The following is a 16,578-nucleotide window of genomic DNA, read 5'->3' as shown; positions in this document are numbered from 1 at the left end:
CAGCCCATCGATGACTGCGACAATACCGTGATCGAATCGATTCGGGGTGTCGATGGAACTCAGGCAACTGCGCTATTTCGTCTGCGTCGTGGAGCACGGCAGCATGGGCAAGGCCGCCCTGGAGCTCGGCGTGGTGACGTCCGCACTAAGCCAGCAGATCAGCCGGCTGGAGAGCGAGCTGTCGACACGCCTGCTGCAGCGCACGTCCGCGGGCGTGGTTCCGACGGACGCCGGTCTCGCCTTCTGGAGACAAGCGCAGCTCGCGTTGCGCCACGTCGACGATGCGGCACTCGCGGCCCGACAGGCGCGCCTGTCGGGGCACGTCAGCGTCGGGCTCGCGCCGAGCACCACCGGCGTGCTCGGCCTGGCCTTCATGAAAGCGATGCGGCAGCGCTATCCGGATGTCCGGTTGCGCATGGTCGAAAGCCTGTCGGGCTATCTCGGTGCGATGCTGAGCGCACGGCAAATCGACCTGGCCGTGCTGTTCCGCGAAGAACCCGCGCAGCGCTGGAGCGTCATGCCGTTGCTCGACGAGCGTCTGTTCGTGATCGGCAACGCCGGCCTGCCGGGCATGCCTGCCGGCCCGCAAGTGTCCCTTGCGAACCTCGGCGCACTGCCCCTGATCCTGCCCAGCGGCCCGCACGGGCTGCGCGCATTGCTCGACACCGCCTTCGCCCGTACCGGCTTCAGCCCGTATATCGCCGCCGAAGTCGACGGCCTGGCGATGTTGATGGACGCCGTGCGCGGCGGCCTCGGCGCCACCATACAACCGGGCGCGGCGCTCGCGCGACTCGACAATGCCACGCTCGCGAGCGTCCCGGTCGCCGACGAACATGCGATCAGACCCAACCTGATCGCGAGCATCTCCGACGACGAGTTATCGCCCGCCGGGCTGGCAGCACGGGTCGTGCTCGCCGACGTGGCGCGCGACATCGTCGCGGCCGGTAGCTGGCCTGGCGCGACGCTGCGTATGTAACTCTTCACGAAAACTGAAGACGTGTTGCCGCGCTGCCGATGGCGGCAGCGCGGGTCGATCCGTAGAGTGGCGTCTCAAAGGAGACAGCTCAGATGGTCGACGTTCTCGTAATCGGCGGAGGCAATGCCGCATTGTGCGCCGCGTTGATGGCGCGTGAAGCCGGCGCCTCGGTCCTGCTGCTCGAAGCGGCGCCGCGCGAATGGCGCGGCGGAAATTCCCAGCACACCCGCAACCTGCGTTGCATGCACGATGCGCCGCAGGACGTATTGGTCGGCGCCTATTCCGAAGAGGAATACTGGCAAGACCTGCTGAAGGTCACCGGTGGCATCACGAACGAGGCGCTGGCCCGGCTGGTGATCCGCGCGTCGTCGACGTGCCGTCCGTGGATGCATTCGCACGGTGTGCGGTTTCAGCCGCCGCTATCCGGTGCGCTGCACGTCGCGCGCACCAACGCATTCTTCATGGGCGGCGGCAAGGCGCTCGTGAACGCGTATTACCGCAGTGCCGAAGCACTCGGCGTACGCATCCGCTACGACACGCCGGTCGATGCGATCGAGCTCGATGGCGAGCGCTTCATCGCCGCGCGCAGCGGCACGCAACGCTTCGAGGCGCGCAGTTGCGTGCTGGCGGCAGGCGGATTCGAATCCAATCGCGCGTGGTTGCGAGCAGCGTGGGGACAAGACGAGCGCGGCGAATGGCCCGCCGACAACTTCCTCATCCGCGGCACGCGTTTCAATCGGGGCGTGCTGCTCAGATACATGATCGACGCGGGCGCGGACGCGATCGGCGACCCGTCTCAGTCGCATTGCGTCGCGATCGACGCACGCGCGCCGCTCTACGACGGCGGCATCTGCACGCGCATCGATTGCGTATCGCTCGGTGTCGTCGTCAATCGCGATGCACAGCGTTTCTATGACGAGGGTGAAGATTTCTGGCCGAAGCGCTACGCGATCTGGGGCCGGCTCGTCGCCGGACAACCGGGCCAGATCGCGTACTCGATCATCGACGCGAAGGCCGTCGGACGGTTCATGCCGCCGGTATTTCCCGGCACGAGAGCGGATTCGCTACCTGAGCTCGCGCGCCGCCTGAATCTGCCCGAGCACGCGTTTGTCGACACGCTGCGCGCATACAACGCCGCATGCCGGACCGGCACCTTCGATCACACGGCGCTCGACGACTGCCGTACCGACGGGCTGTCACCCGCGAAAACCCACTGGGCGCGCCCGATCGACACGCCGCCGTTCTTCGGCTACGCGCTGCGGCCCGGCATCACGTTCACCTATCTGGGACTCAAGGTCAACGAACGCGCGCAGGTCCACTTCGGCGGACGGCCGAGCGGCAACCTGTTCGTGGCCGGTGAAATGATGGCCGGCAACGTGCTCGGCAAGGGATACACGGCCGGCGTCGGCATGTCGATCGGCACCGCATTCGGGCGTATCGCCGGCACCCAGGCGGCGAAGGCCGCTCAATCGACTGGAGTTCAATGTGCAGAATCTTGAAGAACGCGTCCGCGACGCGCAGCCGCTTGCTCCCGCCCGGCGCGCGTCCGCCGGCGCGAGCGGCGCCGCGGTCATTCGCGTCCATCCCGTTACCGACAACGAAGCCGAGGTTGCGCGGCAGATGAGCATCTGCAACGCGTGCCGCTATTGCGAAGGATTCTGTGCGGTCTTTCCGGCGATGACGCGCCGCCTCGATTTCGCGAAGGCCGACGTCAACTACCTCGCGAACCTGTGTCACAACTGCGGCGCGTGCTATCACGCGTGCCAGTACGCGCCGCCGCACGAGTTCGCGGTGAACGTGCCGAAGGCGATGGCGCAAGTCCGGTTCGATACGTATGTCGAATATGCGTGGCCGGCGCCGATGGGCCGGCTCTACCAGCGTAACGGCCTCACCGTCGCACTGGCCCTCGCGGCCGGGCTCGCGCTGTTTCTGCTGCTCGGTGTCGCGATGCACGGTTCGCTGTTGAACGGCCCGGTGGGCGGTAACTTCTATGCGATTTTTCCGCACAACCTGCTTGCCGTGATGTTCGGCAGCGTGTTCGGCCTCGCCATGCTCGCACTGGGCACCGGTGTCACGCGATTCTGGCGCGACGTGTCGGCAGGCACAGCCAATGTGCCGGCAGTCGCCGAAGCGGCGAAGCACGCGCTCGCGCTGACCTATCTCGACGGCGGTCACGGTGAAGGCTGCAACGAGTCGGACGATGCATTCACGCTCGCTCGACGGCGCTTCCATCACTTCACGTTCTACGGCTTCATGCTGTGCTTCGCGGCCACCGTGGTGGCGACGTTCTATCACTACGCGCTCGGCCTGCACGCGCCGTACGCGTTCGTGAGCCTTCCGGTGCTGCTCGGCACGGCGGGCGGCATCGGCCTGCTGATCGGGCCGGCCGGGCTGCTATGGCTCAACATGCGCCGCGCCCCCGAGCGGACCGATCCGAAGCAACGCCCGATGGATCGCGGCTTCATCGCACTGCTGATGCTCGTGAGCGCATCGGGGCTGGCACTCCTTGCATGGCGCGACAGCGGCGCGATGGCGGGCCTGCTGGCCGTCCATCTCGGTGTCGTGATGGCGCTTTTCGCCACGCTGCCATACGGAAAATTCGCGCACGGCATCTTTCGCTGCGCGGCACTGCTCAAGTCGTCGATCGAAAAACGCCAGGCCACGCGCCTGCAACCGAGCCCGGATTGAACCGGGTCATACGAAGCGATTCGGTCGCTTGCCGGATTCGCCCAAGACATCCATAGGAGACAATTCATGCATCGCTCACCGCCAGCTGCGCCGGACCGCGCCGCCGCCCGCACGTCGACGTTCGGCACGGTCCTGCGCGTCACCAGCGGCAACTTCCTCGAGCAATTCGACTTTTTCCTGTTCGGCTTCTATGCGACCACGATCTCGCGGGTGTTCTTTCCGACCGCAAGCGAATTCGCATCGCTGTTGCTGACGTTCGCCGTATTCGGCGCCGGCTTCCTGATGCGCCCGCTCGGCGCGATCGTATTGGGCGCGTACATCGACGAAGTGGGCCGACGCAAGGGGTTGATCGTGACGCTCTCGATCATGGCGAGCGGGACCGTGCTGATCGCGTGCGTACCGGGCTATGCGACGATCGGACTCGCAGCGCCGGTGCTGGTGCTGCTTGGACGCTTGCTGCAGGGCTTTTCGGCGGGGGCGGAACTGGGCGGCGTGTCCGTCTATCTCGCGGAAATGGCGACGCCGGGAAACAAGGGCTTCTACACGAGCTGGCAGTCCGCCAGCCAGCAGGTCGCGATCGTCGTTGCGGCGGCGCTCGGCTATGTGCTGAATCAGCTACTGACGAGCCAGGAAATCGCCGCATGGGGGTGGCGCATTCCGTTCTTCATCGGTTGTGCGATCGTGCCAGCGATTTTCCTGCTGCGCCGAACGCTGCGGGAAACCGACGAATTCAAGGCACGCACGCATCATCCGCGGGCGCGCGAAGTGTTCGCGACGATGCTGCAAAACTGGCGCACGGTATTTGCCGGCATGCTGCTCGTTGCGATGACGACGACCACGTTCTACCTCATCACGGTCTACACGCCGACCTTCGGCAAGGCGGTCCTGAAACTGTCCACGGCCGACAGCCTGATCGTTACGTTGTGCGTGGGGGTGTCGAACTTCTTCTGGCTGCCCGTCGGCGGCGCAGTGTCGGACCGCATCGGACGCAAGCCGATTCTCGTGGCCATCACGATCATGGCCATCGCGACGTCGTATCCCGCGCTTGCGTGGCTGTCGTCCGCACCCAGCTTCGGCCGCATGCTCGCCGTGCTGTTGTGGCTTTCATTCTTCTTCGGCATGTACAACGGCGCGATGGTCGCGGCACTCACCGAGATCATGCCCGTCAACGTTCGCGTCGCGGGTTTCTCGCTCGCGTTCAGTCTCGCGACCGCCGTCTTCGGCGGCTTCACGCCCGCGGTGTCGACCTTTCTGATTCAGGTCACCGGCGACAAGGCGGCGCCAGGGTACTGGCTCAGTGCCGCCGCCTGCTGCGGGCTGTTTGCCACCCTTGCGCTCTATCGCCGAGGCGGCGCCGCGGAGCGCTCGGCTTCACTGGCCTGAGCGGCCGTTGGCGGGCCGTGCGCGAAGCGGACATTCGCCGGCCCGTCGCAGCCGGCCGTCGGCACACCGGGCGGCACCGCGACGCGACGGACGGCAAACGGCCTACTGCTCTGCCGACGGGACCAGCATGCTGCGCGGAATCGACATGATCAGTACGCAGCTGACCAGCAGGCACGCGCCCAGCGCATACGTGCCGTTGTTGATGTTGCCGGTCATTTCCTTGGCGATGCCGGTGATCATCGAACCCGTGAAGCCGGACAGGTTGCCTACCGAGTTGATCAGCGCAATGCCGGCGGCGGCGGCCGTGCCCGACAGGATCTGGCCGGGGAAAGTCCAGTAGATCGGCATCAGCGCGAGGATGCCGCACGTCGCGATGGTCAGGAATACGATCGACAGTCCCACGTTCTGCGCGCACGCCGCGCTCGCGATCAGGCCGACGCCGCCGATCAGCGCGGGAATCGCCGCGTGCAGCCGGCGTTCGCCGGTCTTGCGCGCGTGCGAGGCATTCCACACCATCGCGAAGATGGCCGTCAGGTACGGAATCGCGGTAAGCAGGCCGATATGCAGCGGGCTGCGCACGCCCGACGCGCGGATGATCGACGGCAGCCAGAACGCGAGCCCGTAGAAGCCGGTATTGAACGTGAGCAGGATGAAGGTGAGCAGCCAGACGCGCGGGCTGCGCAGCGCGGCCCCGACGCTGTGCGACTTGTGCGTGGCCTCTCGTTCGAGGTTGCGCGACAGCACCGCCTTCTCGTCGGTGGACAGCCATTTCGCCGACTGCGGACCATCGCCGAGGCAGGCCAGCACGATGAACGCCACCACGATCGACGGCAACCCTTCGAGCAGCAGCATCCATTGCCAGCCGCTCATGCCCGACAAGCCGTGCGTCTGCTCCATCAGCCATCCGGAAACCACGCTGCCGAGCGTGAGACTCAGCGGGATCGCCACCAGGAAGCCCGACATGGCCACGCTCTGGCGGCGCGCGGGAAACCAGTAATTCATGTACAGGATCACGCCCGGGAAGAAGCCCGCTTCGCACAGGCCGAGCAGGAAGCGCAGCGTGTAGAACATGGTCGACGTCTGCACGTGGAAAAACTGCGCGAGCGGCACGATGAAGGCCATCGACGACGACACGATTCCCCACGTGATCATGATCCGCGCGATCCAGAAACGTGCGCCGTAGCGGTGCAGCAGCAGGTTGCTCGGCATCTCGAACAGAAAATAGCCCCAGAAGAAAATGCTCGCCCCGAGTGCATAGACGCCGTCGCTCAGGTGCAGGTCGTCGAGCATCTGCAACTTCGCGAAACCCACGTTGACGCGGTCCAGATACGCGACGACGTAGCAGAGCAGCAGCAAGGGCAGGATGCGCCGCATGACCTTCCGGTACAGCGCGTCCTCGGACGAGTCGGCCGCGGCCGATGCGGCAGCGGTCTGTGCAAGGGATGGCATCGGTGTTGTCTCCTGATCGTGTAGGTCTTCTTCGTACCGGCGGGTTCGGCGGCGCACGAATGTTACCGGTAACATTCCGGAGCAAAAAAATCCGCCGACGGGACGACGGGAGCAACCGGCGTTCTGATACCGATAACATCAATCAAGGTAGCATGCTGGGACGTGTGCATTCAAGGTCCGGAAGACGAGTGGTTTCCCTAGTGCCTGCGTCGCGGCGACGAGCGCGCGGCGGCCGGCCTCTACGGCATCGGGCACCGGTATGATGTAGCCTTCCCGGCTTTCTCCCGATCGCGATTCCGATGCCCAGTCCCACTGCCGTCCGGCCCGCCGGACCGCCCCGCATGTCCGACGTAGCGCGCCTGGCCGGCGTATCGAAGATGACCGTGTCGCGCGTGCTTGCCGGCCACAGCGTGGCCGCCGACACGCGCGAACGGGTCTGCCGGGCCATCGACCAGCTGGGCTACGTGGCCGATGCCGCGGCGGGCGCATTGTCGTCGGGGCGCTCGGAATTCGTCGCGGTGCTGGTGCCGTCGCTGTCGAGCTCGAACTTTTCCGACACGGTGCGCGGCCTGACCGACGCGCTCGAGCCGCACGGCCTGCAGCTGCTGCTCGGCGACACCGACTACGACCTCGAACGCGAAGAACGGCTGGTGCGCTCGATGCTGCGTCACCAGCCGCGCTGCATGGCGTTGACCGGTGCGCAGCATACCGATGCGACGCGCAAGCTGCTGGAGCGCTCGGCCATTCCCGTGGTCGAGATGTGGGACCTGCCCACGCGTCCGATCGACACCGCGGTGGGCTTCTCCAACGTGCGCGCCGCGCGGGCGATGGTGCGGCATCTCGCCGAGCGCGGTTACCGGCGCATCGGCTTTCTCGGCGGCGCCAGCGAACTCGACCGCCGCGGTCTGGACCGGCTCAAGGGCTATCAGGCGGAGATCAAGGCACTCGGACTGTGCGCGCCGCGCGTCGTGCGGCTCGGCGATTCGCCGATCACCATGAGCCACGGCGGGCCCGCGATGGCGGCGATGCTGGAGCAGTGGCCGGACACCGACGCCGTGATGTGCGTGAGCGACATGTCGGCGTTCGGCGCGATCATGGAGTGTCACCGGCGCGGACTGTCCGTGCCGGCGGACGTCGCCGTGGCCGGCTTCGGCAACTTCGAAGTGGCGACTTGCTGCCACCCGACCATCACGACCGTGTCGGTGGATGCATACGGCATCGGCCTGCACACGGGCGAGGCGCTGCTCGGCGCGCTGCAAGCACGCGATGACGGCGCACCGGCCGAATCGCGCAGCATCCGTATCGACTACACGATCGTCGCGCGGGAAAGCGCGTGAGCGGCTGAACTGCGGCCGTCGGACGTTGCGCGCACCGCCGCGTGCCGGCGCGCAGCGCATGCGAGTGCGTAGACGCGCAGGCCCCTCCGCAGGCCCCTCGCTACGCCTCGTCCAACGCGGGGGGCCAGGAAGCGTTCGACGATCAGCGCACGTCGATGCGGCCAACTCGGCGCCGTGCAAACCGACGCATCGCGCGCCACGCCCGCGCCCCTCTGCGCTGCGCGAACGCAAATTCACCCTTCCTCAACGCGAAATCCCCGTGCTAACATCGACCCGGATGTTACCGGTAACTATCCGGCACGAAAAAACCGACTACAGCCCCATTCGGAGACAGCCCGCCATGTCACAACCCGCTCGCCGCCTGCGCAGCCAGGAATGGTTCGACGATCCCGCGCATGCCGACATGACCGCGCTCTATGTCGAGCGCTTCATGAACTACGGCCTGACGCGCGAAGAGCTGCAGTCCGGGCGCCCGATCATCGGCATCGCGCAAACGGGCAGCGACCTGGCGCCGTGCAATCGCCATCACATCGAACTGGCCGAGCGCACCAAGGCCGGCATCCGCGACGCGGGCGGCATTCCGATGGAATTCCCCGTGCATCCGCTGGCCGAGCAGAGCCGCCGGCCGACGGCCGCGCTCGATCGCAATCTCGCGTACCTGGGGCTGGTGGAAGTGCTGCACGGTTTTCCGCTGGACGGTGTGGTGCTGACGACCGGCTGCGACAAGACCACGCCCGCGTGCCTGATGGCCGCGGCCACGGTCGACATGCCGGCCATCGTGCTGTCGGGCGGCCCGATGCTCGACGGCTGGCACGACGGCAAGCGCGTCGGCTCGGGCACGGTGATCTGGCATGCCCGCAACCTGCTGGCAGCCGGCGACATCGACTACGAGGGTTTCATGCAGCTGACCACGGCATCGTCGCCGTCGATCGGCCACTGCAATACCATGGGCACCGCGCTGTCGATGAACAGCCTGGCCGAGGCGCTGGGCATGTCGTTGCCCGGCTGCGCGAGCATTCCCGCCGCGTACCGCGAGCGCGGCCAGATGGCGTATGCGACCGGCAAGCGCGCCGTCGATCTGGTTCGCGAAGACGTGCGCCCGTCGCGGATCATGACGCGCGCGGCGTTCGAGAATGCGATCGTCGTCGCGTCCGCGCTCGGCGCATCGACCAACTGTCCGCCGCACCTGATCGCCATTGCGCGTCACATGGGCGTGGAACTGAGCCTCGACGACTGGCAGCGTTTCGGTGAATCGGTGCCGCTGCTCGTCAACTGCATGCCGGCCGGCGAATACCTCGGAGAAAGCTTCCACCGCGCCGGCGGCGTGCCCGCGGTGCTGCGCCAGCTGGATGCGGCCGGGCTGCTGCGGCGCGACTGCCTGACCGTGTCCGGCCGCGCGATCGGCGAGATCGCCGACGCGGCGCCGGCCGCGGACCGCGACGTGATTCGCACGCCTGACGAACCGCTCAAGCACGGTGCGGGCTTCATGGTGCTGTCCGGCAACTTCTTCGACAGCGCCATCATGAAGATGTCGGTGGTCGGCGAAGCGTTTCGCCGGACCTACCTCGCCGAACCCGGTGCGGAGAATACGTTCGAAGCACGCGCGATCGTGTTCGACGGCCCCGAGGACTACCATGCCCGCATCAACGATCCCGCGCTGCGCATCGACGAACGCTGCATCCTGGTGATCCGCGGTTGCGGCACGGTCGGCTATCCGGGCAGTTCGGAAGTCGTCAACATGGCACCGCCTGCCGACCTGGTGAAGCGCGGCGTGACGTCGCTGCCGTGCCTGGGCGACGGACGCCAGAGCGGCACGTCGGCCAGCCCGTCGATCCTGAACGTGTCGCCGGAAGCCGCGGTCGGCGGCGGCCTTGCGCTGCTGCGCACGAACGACCGGATCCGCGTCGACCTGAATCGCCGCAGCGTCGACGTGCTCGTCGATGAGGACGAACTCGCGCGCCGCCGCGAAACGGCGAGCTTCGCCGTGCCGCAGGCGCAAACGCCGTGGCAGGAGCTCTATCGCCGCTTCGTCGGCCAGTTGTCCACCGGCGGCTGCCTCGAGCCGGCCACGCTGTACCTGAAGGTGATCGAGCAGCGCGGCAACCCGCGCCACTCGCATTGATCCAACCGCCCCACGACCTTGCCGAGCCGACCATGCGAAATCTCTCCGTTTCCGACTGCCTGCCGCACGACCTCGCCCACGCGCTGCTGATCGGCCGCGTCTGGCGGCACGACGGTGCCCACGCGGGCCCGAGCGTCGTCGCCGTGCGCGGCGGCGACGTGTTCGACATCACGCGCACCGTGCCGACTACCGCGGATCTGTTCGACCGCCCGGACGCGGTCGATCTCGCGCGTGCCGCGCCCGGCGAATCGCTCGGCCGCGTCGAGCCGCTGCTGCAGGCGGCGCTCGACGGCACGCCCGGCGCCACGCATCTGCTCGCGCCGTGCGATGTGCAGGCCATCAAGGCGTGCGGCGTCACGTTTGCGGTGAGCCTGATCGAACGCGTGATCGAAGAACAGGCCGGCGGCGATCCGGCCCGGGCGCGGGAAGTGCGCGCAACGATCGCCGCGACCATCGGCACCGACCTGTCGAAGATCGTGCCCGGTTCGGCAGCCGCGCTGCGCCTGAAGGCGGAACTCGAACGCCGCGGCGCGTGGTCGCAATACATGGAAGTCGGCATCGGCCCCGATGCCGAGGTGTTCTCGAAATCGCAGCCGATGTCCGCGGTGGGCTTCGGCGCGGACGTCGGCCTGTTGCCGACGTCGGTCTGGAACAACCCGGAACCGGAGATCGTGCTGGCGGTCAGCAGCAGCGGAACGCCGGTAGGCGCGACGCTCGGCAACGACGTGAACCTGCGCGACATCGAAGGCCGCTCGGCGTTGCTGCTCGGCAAGTGCAAGGACAACAACGGCTCGTGCGCAATCGGCCCGTTCGTGCGGCTGTTCGGCGACGGTTTCACACTGGACAGCGTGCGGCATGCAAGCGTGTCGCTGCACGTCCAAGGTGCGGATGACGGCTTCGTCCTCGACGGCATCAGCCACATGCGCGAGATCAGCCGCGACCCGGCCGACCTCGTCGCGCAGACCTGCGGCGCGCACCATCAGTACCCGGACGGCTTCATGCTGTTCCTCGGCACGATGTTTTCGCCGATCCAGGATCGCGATGCGCCGGGCGGCGGATTCACGCATCACCTCGGCGACCGCGTGATCATCTCCACGCCCGCGCTCGGCGCACTCGTCAATACCGTGCGGCTGTGCACCGAGATCGCGCCGTGGACCTTCGGCGTGCGCGCGTTGTATGCGAACCTGGCCGCGCGCGGGCTGCTCGATGCGTGACGCGGCGTGCAGGTCGGCGCGCGTGCGGTAACGGGCGGCTACGCTGCCGGCGGCGCCGCCCTCAAGCCCCACCCTCCGGTTCCGCCACACCCGCCCGGCTCGCCAGATAATCGACCAACCGCTGCGCGGCCGGCTGCAGCGCGTCGAAGCGCCGGAAGCACACGACGAACCGCCGCTTCGCCCACGCATCGGTGAGCGGGATCACCTTGATGCCGAGCACCGGCCGGTAGGTCTCGGCCACTTCGACCGGCACGACGCTGATGCCGAGCCCTGCCGCGACCACGCGAAACGCCGCATCGAAGCTCGACACGATCACGCGATACGACACCGTCTTGCCGGCACTGGCCGCCGCGCGTTGCAGCATCGTGTGCACGGCCGTCGACGGCAGCAGGCCGACGTGCTCGTAGCCGAGCGTCTGGTCGAAGCACAACGACGTCTCGTTCGCGAGCGGATGATCGCGATGCACGGCCAGCGCGAGCCGATCCTGCCGATACGGCCGGTGCTGCAAGCCCTGCAGGTCGACACTGTCCCAGCACACGCCCACGCTCGCCGCACCTTCGCGCAGCTGCCGCACGAGTTCGGACGACAGCCGCTCTTCCACGTCGACGCGAATGTTCTCGTTGGCCGGCTCGCGCATGAACGACGAAATGTCGTCGAGCAGCGCTTCCGCGATCGCGGACGCCGACGCGCAGATGCTCACGTGCCCCTTCAACCCGCCGCCGAACGCCGCGATATCGCTCGCGAGGCGCTCCATCGTGAACAGCATGCTGCGCGCATGCTCGAGCAGCGCATTGCAGGCGGCCGTCGGTTCGACACCGCGCCGCGAGCGCGTGAGCAGCGGCACGCCGAGATCGCTTTCGAGTTGCGCGATGCGCTTGCTGATCGCGGACGGCTCGATATGCGCTTCCTCCGCTGCCCGCGCGATGTTGCGGTGATCGCACACGGCCACCAGCAGCCGCAGCGTCTTCAGGTCGATATCGCGCATTCGCCGTCTCCAGGGCCCAGACATTCCGGTTCGGAAGCATGACGCTTCCGAAATACCGCTTTAATGTTCATCGGGAATGGCTAAAGTTAGCACGACGCCGGCGGATCCACGACCGGCCACGCTCATGGAGACAGCATCGTGCCTTCGTTCCCCCAGCATGTCGTCGTTCGCGAAGTCGGCTTGCGCGACGGACTGCAAAGCATCCAGCGCATTCTTCCGACGGAACGCAAGCTCGAATGGATCCGCGACGCGCATGCAGCCGGCCAGCGCGAGATCGAGGTCGGTTCGTTCGTGCCGGCGCGGCTGCTGCCACAGCTCGCCGATACGGCCGAACTCGTCGCATACGCGAAGACGCTGCCCGGTCTGCGCGTATCGGTGCTGGTGCCGAACCTGAAGGGTGCCGAACGCGCGCTCGAAACGGGCGCCGACCTGATCCTCGTGCCGCTGTCGGCGAGCCGCGCACACAGTCTCGCGAACCTGCGCAAGACGCCCGACGAAGTCGTCGCCGAAGTCGCGCGCATTCGCGCGGCGCGCGACGCGGCCGGCTCCAGCGCGCTGATCGAAGGCGGGATCGGCACCGCGTTCGGCTGCACGATCCAGGGCCGCGTCGAGCAGTCGGAGGTGCTGCGCTGCATGCAGGCGCTGCTCGATGCGGGCGCCGATCGCGTGAGCCTCGCCGACACCGTCGGTTATGCGGGCCCGGCCGCCGTGCGCGTATTGTTCGACAAGGCACTGGAGATCGCCGGCACGCGCTTCTGGTGCGGCCACTTCCACGATACGCGCGGGCTCGCGCTCGCGAACGTCTATGCGGCGCTCGAAGCGGGCGTCACACGCTTCGACGCGACGCTGGCCGGCATCGGCGGCTGTCCGCATGCGCCGGGCGCGAGCGGCAACGCATCGAGTGAGGACCTCGCGTTCATGCTCGCCGACATGGGCATCGAAACCGGCATCGACATCGCCGCGCTGCTCGAACTGCGCGCGAAGGTCGCAGGCTGGCTCGACGGCGAGACGCTGCACGGCGCGCTATGGCGCGCCGGCCTGCCCAACACCCACGCCACTGCAACGACCACCGCCGCCACGACCGACTGACACGACCATGAACCACGACACCCGACTTCCTCTCGACGGCGTTCGCGTCGTCGAATTCACGCACATGGTGATGGGGCCGACCTGCGGGATGATCCTCGCCGACCTCGGCGCCGAAGTGATCAAGATCGAACCGCCGGGCGGCGACAAGACCCGCAATCTGCCCGGCCTCGGCATCGGTTTTTTCCGGTCGTTCAATCGCAACAAGAAGAGCGTCGTGCTCGACATCAATTCGCCCGAAGGCAAGGAAGCCGCGGTCGAACTGATCGGCACCTGCGACGTGATGCTCGAAAACTTCCGCCCGGGCCTGATGACGAAGCTCGGCCTCGACTATGCGACGCTGTCGAAGCAATACCCCGCGCTCGTCTACGTGTCGCACAAGGGCTTCCTGCCCGGCCCGTACGACAAGCGTCTCGCGCTCGACGAAGTGGTGCAGATGATGGGCGGGCTGTCGTACATGACGGGGCCGGTCGGCCGGCCGCTGCGCGCCGGCACGTCGGTCAACGACATCATGGGCGGCATGTTCGGCGCAATCGGCGTGCTCGCCGCGCTGCGCGAACGCGAGCGCACGGGGCGCGGCCAGGAAATACAAAGTGCGCTGTTCGAGAACTGCGTGTTTCTGTGCGCGCAACACATGCAGCAGTACGCGATGACCGGCGAGGCGCCGCCGCCGATGCCCGCGCGCATATCGGCGTGGAGCGTCTACGACGTGTTCACGCTCGCCGACGACGAGCAGCTCTTCATCGGCGCGGTGAGCGACAAGCAGTTCGTCACGCTGTGCGACGTGCTCGACTGTCCCGAACTCGCGGCCGAACCGGACTTCGCGACCAACGCGTCGCGCGTCGCGGTGCGTCCGCTGCTGCTGGAGCGGCTCGGCGCCATCCTGAAACACCATCGTGCGGACGAGCTGTCGCCAAGGCTCGAGGCAGCCGGCATTCCGTACGCACCGATCGCGCGTCCGGAGCAGCTGCTCGACGATCCGCACCTGAAAGCGAGCGGCGGCCTCGTGCCGATGCAGACCGACGACGGCGGCACGACCGAGGTCGTGTTGCTGCCGATCACGATGGGCGGACGGCGCCCCGGCGTGCGCCAGGCGCTCGCACGCGTCGGCGAGCATACGCAGGAAGTGCTGTCGCGCCTGAAGCGCCGGGCGATCGCATGAGCGAGCGCTCGAACGCGCTCGGCCACCCGTAGCGAGCAGCCGGACCGGCGCGCGCGCGACGTGCGCCCCTATACCTTCGTCACGGCAGGCACGTCGATAAAAAGATGCCGCCGACGCAAAATGTCAGGAGACAGACATGCAGCAGACCATCACCGCGGGCAGCGCCGCGCTCGACACGCCCGATGCCCGCACCGGCGTCAATCTCGGCGCGGCCATCTCCGCGCGCATGGACCGGCTTCCCGCCACCCGCCATCTGTGGGTGCTCGTGCTGCTCATCTCGCTCGGCGGCTTCTTCGAGGTCTACGACCTGATCTTCACCGGCTATATCGCGCCGGGCATGACGAAGAGCGGCCTGCTGCAGACCACGACGCAGGCATTCTTCGGTTTCACCGGAATCGCCGCATTCATCGCGGCGACCTTCGCCGGGCTGTTCGTCGGCACGTTCGGTTGCGGCTGGATGCCCGACCGCTACGGCCGCCGCGCCGTCTTCACGTTCTCGCTGCTGTGGTATTCGGTCGCCTCGGCCATCATGGCGTTCCAGACGACACCGGACGGCGTGCTGCTGTGGCGCTTCATCACCGGCATCGGCGTCGGTCTGGAAATCGTCACGATCGACACCTACGTGACCGAGCTGGTGCCGCAACAGATGCGCGGCCGCGCGATCGCGTTCAACCAGGTCGTGATGTTCGCGGCCGCACCGGTTGCCGCGATCCTGTCGTGGTGGCTCGTCCCGCAGACGGTGTTCGGGCTCGACGGCTGGCGCATCGTCGTGCTGGCTGGTTCGGCCGGCGCCGTGATCGTCTGGTTCATTCGCCGCGCGGTGCCCGAAAGCCCGCGGTGGCTGGCCTCACGCGGCGACATCGCCAGGAGCGAGCGGATCGTCGGCGAAATGGAAGCGATCGTCGAGCGCCAGTCCGGTGCGCCGCTGCCGCCCCCGGTCGATGCGATCGCGCAACCCGACGTGCCGCGCGCGGCCTTCGCGGCGCTCTGGCGCGCGCCCTACCGTTCGCGTCTGCTGATGCTGATCGCGTTCAACTTCTGCCAGGCGATCGGCTATTACGGATTCGCGAACTGGGTGCCGACGCTGCTGATCGGCCAGGGGATCACCGTCACGAAGAGCCTGCTGTATTCGTTCGTCATCGCGTTCGCGATGCCGGCCGGGCCGCTGCTCGCGATCCTCTATGCGGACCGGGTCCAGCGCAAGCACCTGATCGTCGGCGGCGCGCTCGCCGTGATCGTGTGCGGGCTCGCGTTCGGACAGATGAAGGCGGCGGTGCCGCTGATCGTGCTCGGCGTGCTGATCAGCCTCGCGGGGCAGACGATCTCCGTATCGTTTCACGCATACCAGTGCGAGCTGTTCCCGACGGCGGTGCGTTCCCGCGCGAGCGGGATCGTGTATTCGGCGAGCCGCATCGGCGCGATGACGTCCGGCTTCATCATCGCGGCGCTGCTGAAGGACTTCGGCGTGCCGGGCGTCTTCACCGGGATCACGATTTTCATGCTGCTGGTGGCGGTGGTCATCGGCACGTTCGGCCCGCGGACCAACGGTGTGCGGCTCGAGGAACTCAACCGCTGACGCGCCGCTTACCCGGGAAGGCACCGTTGCGGAGCGAAACGTGCATCGATCCGCAGCGTCGCCTTCCCGTTCGCCTGCGCTTCGTCCAGTCCTACATCTTTCCGGCCAGATGAAACCGCGACGCCGGATGCCATAGCCGGACCGACGTGGCGACGTGCTCGCCGACCCACGTGCGTCGCCTCAGCACCAGGCACGGCTCGCCGATTTCCATCACGAGATGCCGGCGTACCTGCGCGTTGGGCTTCTCTGCATGGATGCGGGACTGCGCGCGACGCCGCCTTCGTTGGCCAGCCCGGCCCCGGACGGCATTGGGCCGCCGGGCTTCCAGCCACCCTTCGCGGTCCGCTCGACGACGTAGCGGTCGATCTATTGACAGGCCGCCGTGTGCGTCGCTCGATGCGGCGCTGCGCGTTTCGTTCGCGGATCGTATGCCTGCACGACGGCAAGCAGCTCGATCCCGCGCGCACGCGTCGCGTTCCCGATGATTACGCGCGCCTGCAGCGCGGCCGGCTCCGCACGGACAGGTGCATTTCCTGCAGCAGCGACGTGATGCCGCCGTCGAGACTCGCGGGCGCAGGCGGGACGATCGAACCGCAAGGA

At 67.4% G+C, this 16,578-nt stretch carries 12 protein-coding genes and 2 pseudogenes; 10 read left to right on the top strand and 4 right to left on the bottom strand.

What is annotated here, in order from left to right; genetic code table 11:
• Positions 1-52 precede the first annotated feature (52 nt).
• The 4 genes from Q3A80_RS24395 to tcuC all read left to right on the top strand — a co-directional run bounded on the left by Q3A80_RS24395 (position 53) and on the right by tcuC (position 5,047).
• Positions 53-976: a LysR family transcriptional regulator gene (locus Q3A80_RS24395; RefSeq protein ID WP_446331428.1), complete on the top strand. Its 924-nt coding sequence runs from the start codon at positions 53-55 to the stop codon at positions 974-976.
• 92 nt (positions 977-1,068) lie between these two features.
• A complete protein-coding gene (gene tcuA, locus Q3A80_RS24390) occupies positions 1,069-2,475 on the top strand; it encodes an FAD-dependent tricarballylate dehydrogenase TcuA (RefSeq protein WP_446331427.1) in 1,407 nt (468 codons plus the stop codon).
• Positions 2,462-3,664: a tricarballylate utilization 4Fe-4S protein TcuB gene (gene tcuB, locus Q3A80_RS24385; RefSeq protein WP_446331426.1), complete on the top strand. Its 1,203-nt coding sequence runs from the start codon at positions 2,462-2,464 to the stop codon at positions 3,662-3,664. The genes tcuA and tcuB overlap by 14 nt, the downstream gene beginning before the upstream one ends.
• Before the next feature lie 66 nt (positions 3,665-3,730).
• Complete coding sequence (tcuC, locus tag Q3A80_RS24380) at positions 3,731-5,047, top strand: tricarballylate/proton symporter TcuC (protein WP_446331425.1); 1,317 nt, start codon at positions 3,731-3,733, stop codon at positions 5,045-5,047.
• 102 nt (positions 5,048-5,149) lie between these two features.
• Here the strand turns inward: tcuC and Q3A80_RS24375 are convergent, their stop codons facing one another.
• The gene (locus Q3A80_RS24375) at positions 5,150-6,496 is read right to left on the bottom strand and encodes an MFS transporter (RefSeq protein WP_446331424.1); all 1,347 of its coding nucleotides are present in this window, start codon (positions 6,494-6,496) and stop codon (positions 5,150-5,152) included.
• 299 nt (positions 6,497-6,795) lie between these two features.
• On the opposite strand from Q3A80_RS24375, the gene Q3A80_RS24370 reads away from it, so the two are divergent.
• The 3 genes from Q3A80_RS24370 to Q3A80_RS24360 all read left to right on the top strand — a co-directional run bounded on the left by Q3A80_RS24370 (position 6,796) and on the right by Q3A80_RS24360 (position 11,169).
• Entirely contained in the window at positions 6,796-7,833 is a 1,038-nt protein-coding gene (locus tag Q3A80_RS24370) for a LacI family DNA-binding transcriptional regulator (protein WP_446331423.1), read from the top strand.
• A gap of 340 nt (positions 7,834-8,173) precedes the next feature.
• The gene (locus Q3A80_RS24365; RefSeq protein WP_446331422.1) at positions 8,174-9,955 is read left to right on the top strand and encodes an IlvD/Edd family dehydratase; all 1,782 of its coding nucleotides are present in this window, start codon (positions 8,174-8,176) and stop codon (positions 9,953-9,955) included.
• A gap of 32 nt (positions 9,956-9,987) precedes the next feature.
• Positions 9,988-11,169 (top strand): fumarylacetoacetate hydrolase family protein, encoded by a 1,182-nt coding sequence (locus Q3A80_RS24360; protein WP_446331421.1) that lies wholly within the window; start codon positions 9,988-9,990, stop codon positions 11,167-11,169.
• 61 nt (positions 11,170-11,230) lie between these two features.
• Here Q3A80_RS24360 and Q3A80_RS24355 read toward each other — a convergent pair whose 3' ends face one another.
• Entirely contained in the window at positions 11,231-12,154 is a 924-nt protein-coding gene (locus Q3A80_RS24355) for a LysR family transcriptional regulator (protein WP_446331420.1), read from the bottom strand.
• 138 nt (positions 12,155-12,292) lie between these two features.
• Between Q3A80_RS24355 and Q3A80_RS24350 the strand changes: the two genes are divergently transcribed.
• From Q3A80_RS24350 to Q3A80_RS24340, 3 genes are all read left to right on the top strand, one after another.
• Complete coding sequence (locus tag Q3A80_RS24350; RefSeq protein WP_446331419.1) at positions 12,293-13,243, top strand: hydroxymethylglutaryl-CoA lyase; 951 nt, start codon at positions 12,293-12,295, stop codon at positions 13,241-13,243.
• A 7-nt stretch (positions 13,244-13,250) separates the two neighbouring features.
• The gene (locus Q3A80_RS24345; RefSeq protein WP_446331418.1) at positions 13,251-14,402 is read left to right on the top strand and encodes a CaiB/BaiF CoA transferase family protein; all 1,152 of its coding nucleotides are present in this window, start codon (positions 13,251-13,253) and stop codon (positions 14,400-14,402) included.
• A gap of 136 nt (positions 14,403-14,538) precedes the next feature.
• Entirely contained in the window at positions 14,539-15,978 is a 1,440-nt protein-coding gene (locus Q3A80_RS24340; protein WP_446331417.1) for an MFS transporter, read from the top strand.
• 91 nt (positions 15,979-16,069) lie between these two features.
• Here Q3A80_RS24340 and Q3A80_RS24335 read toward each other — a convergent pair.
• Positions 16,070-16,252, bottom strand: a pseudogene (locus Q3A80_RS24335) (UTRA domain-containing protein); the annotation flags it as partial.
• Between the two features lie 101 nt (positions 16,253-16,353).
• Positions 16,354-16,550: pseudogene (locus tag Q3A80_RS24330) on the bottom strand (histidine ammonia-lyase); the annotation flags it as partial.
• Positions 16,551-16,578 lie beyond the last annotated feature (28 nt).

It is taken from the genome of Burkholderia sp. SR8, from assembly GCF_052851275.1.
The sequence above is the reverse complement of the archived record's forward strand: the minus strand, read 5'-3'. Positions and strand labels throughout refer to the sequence as shown.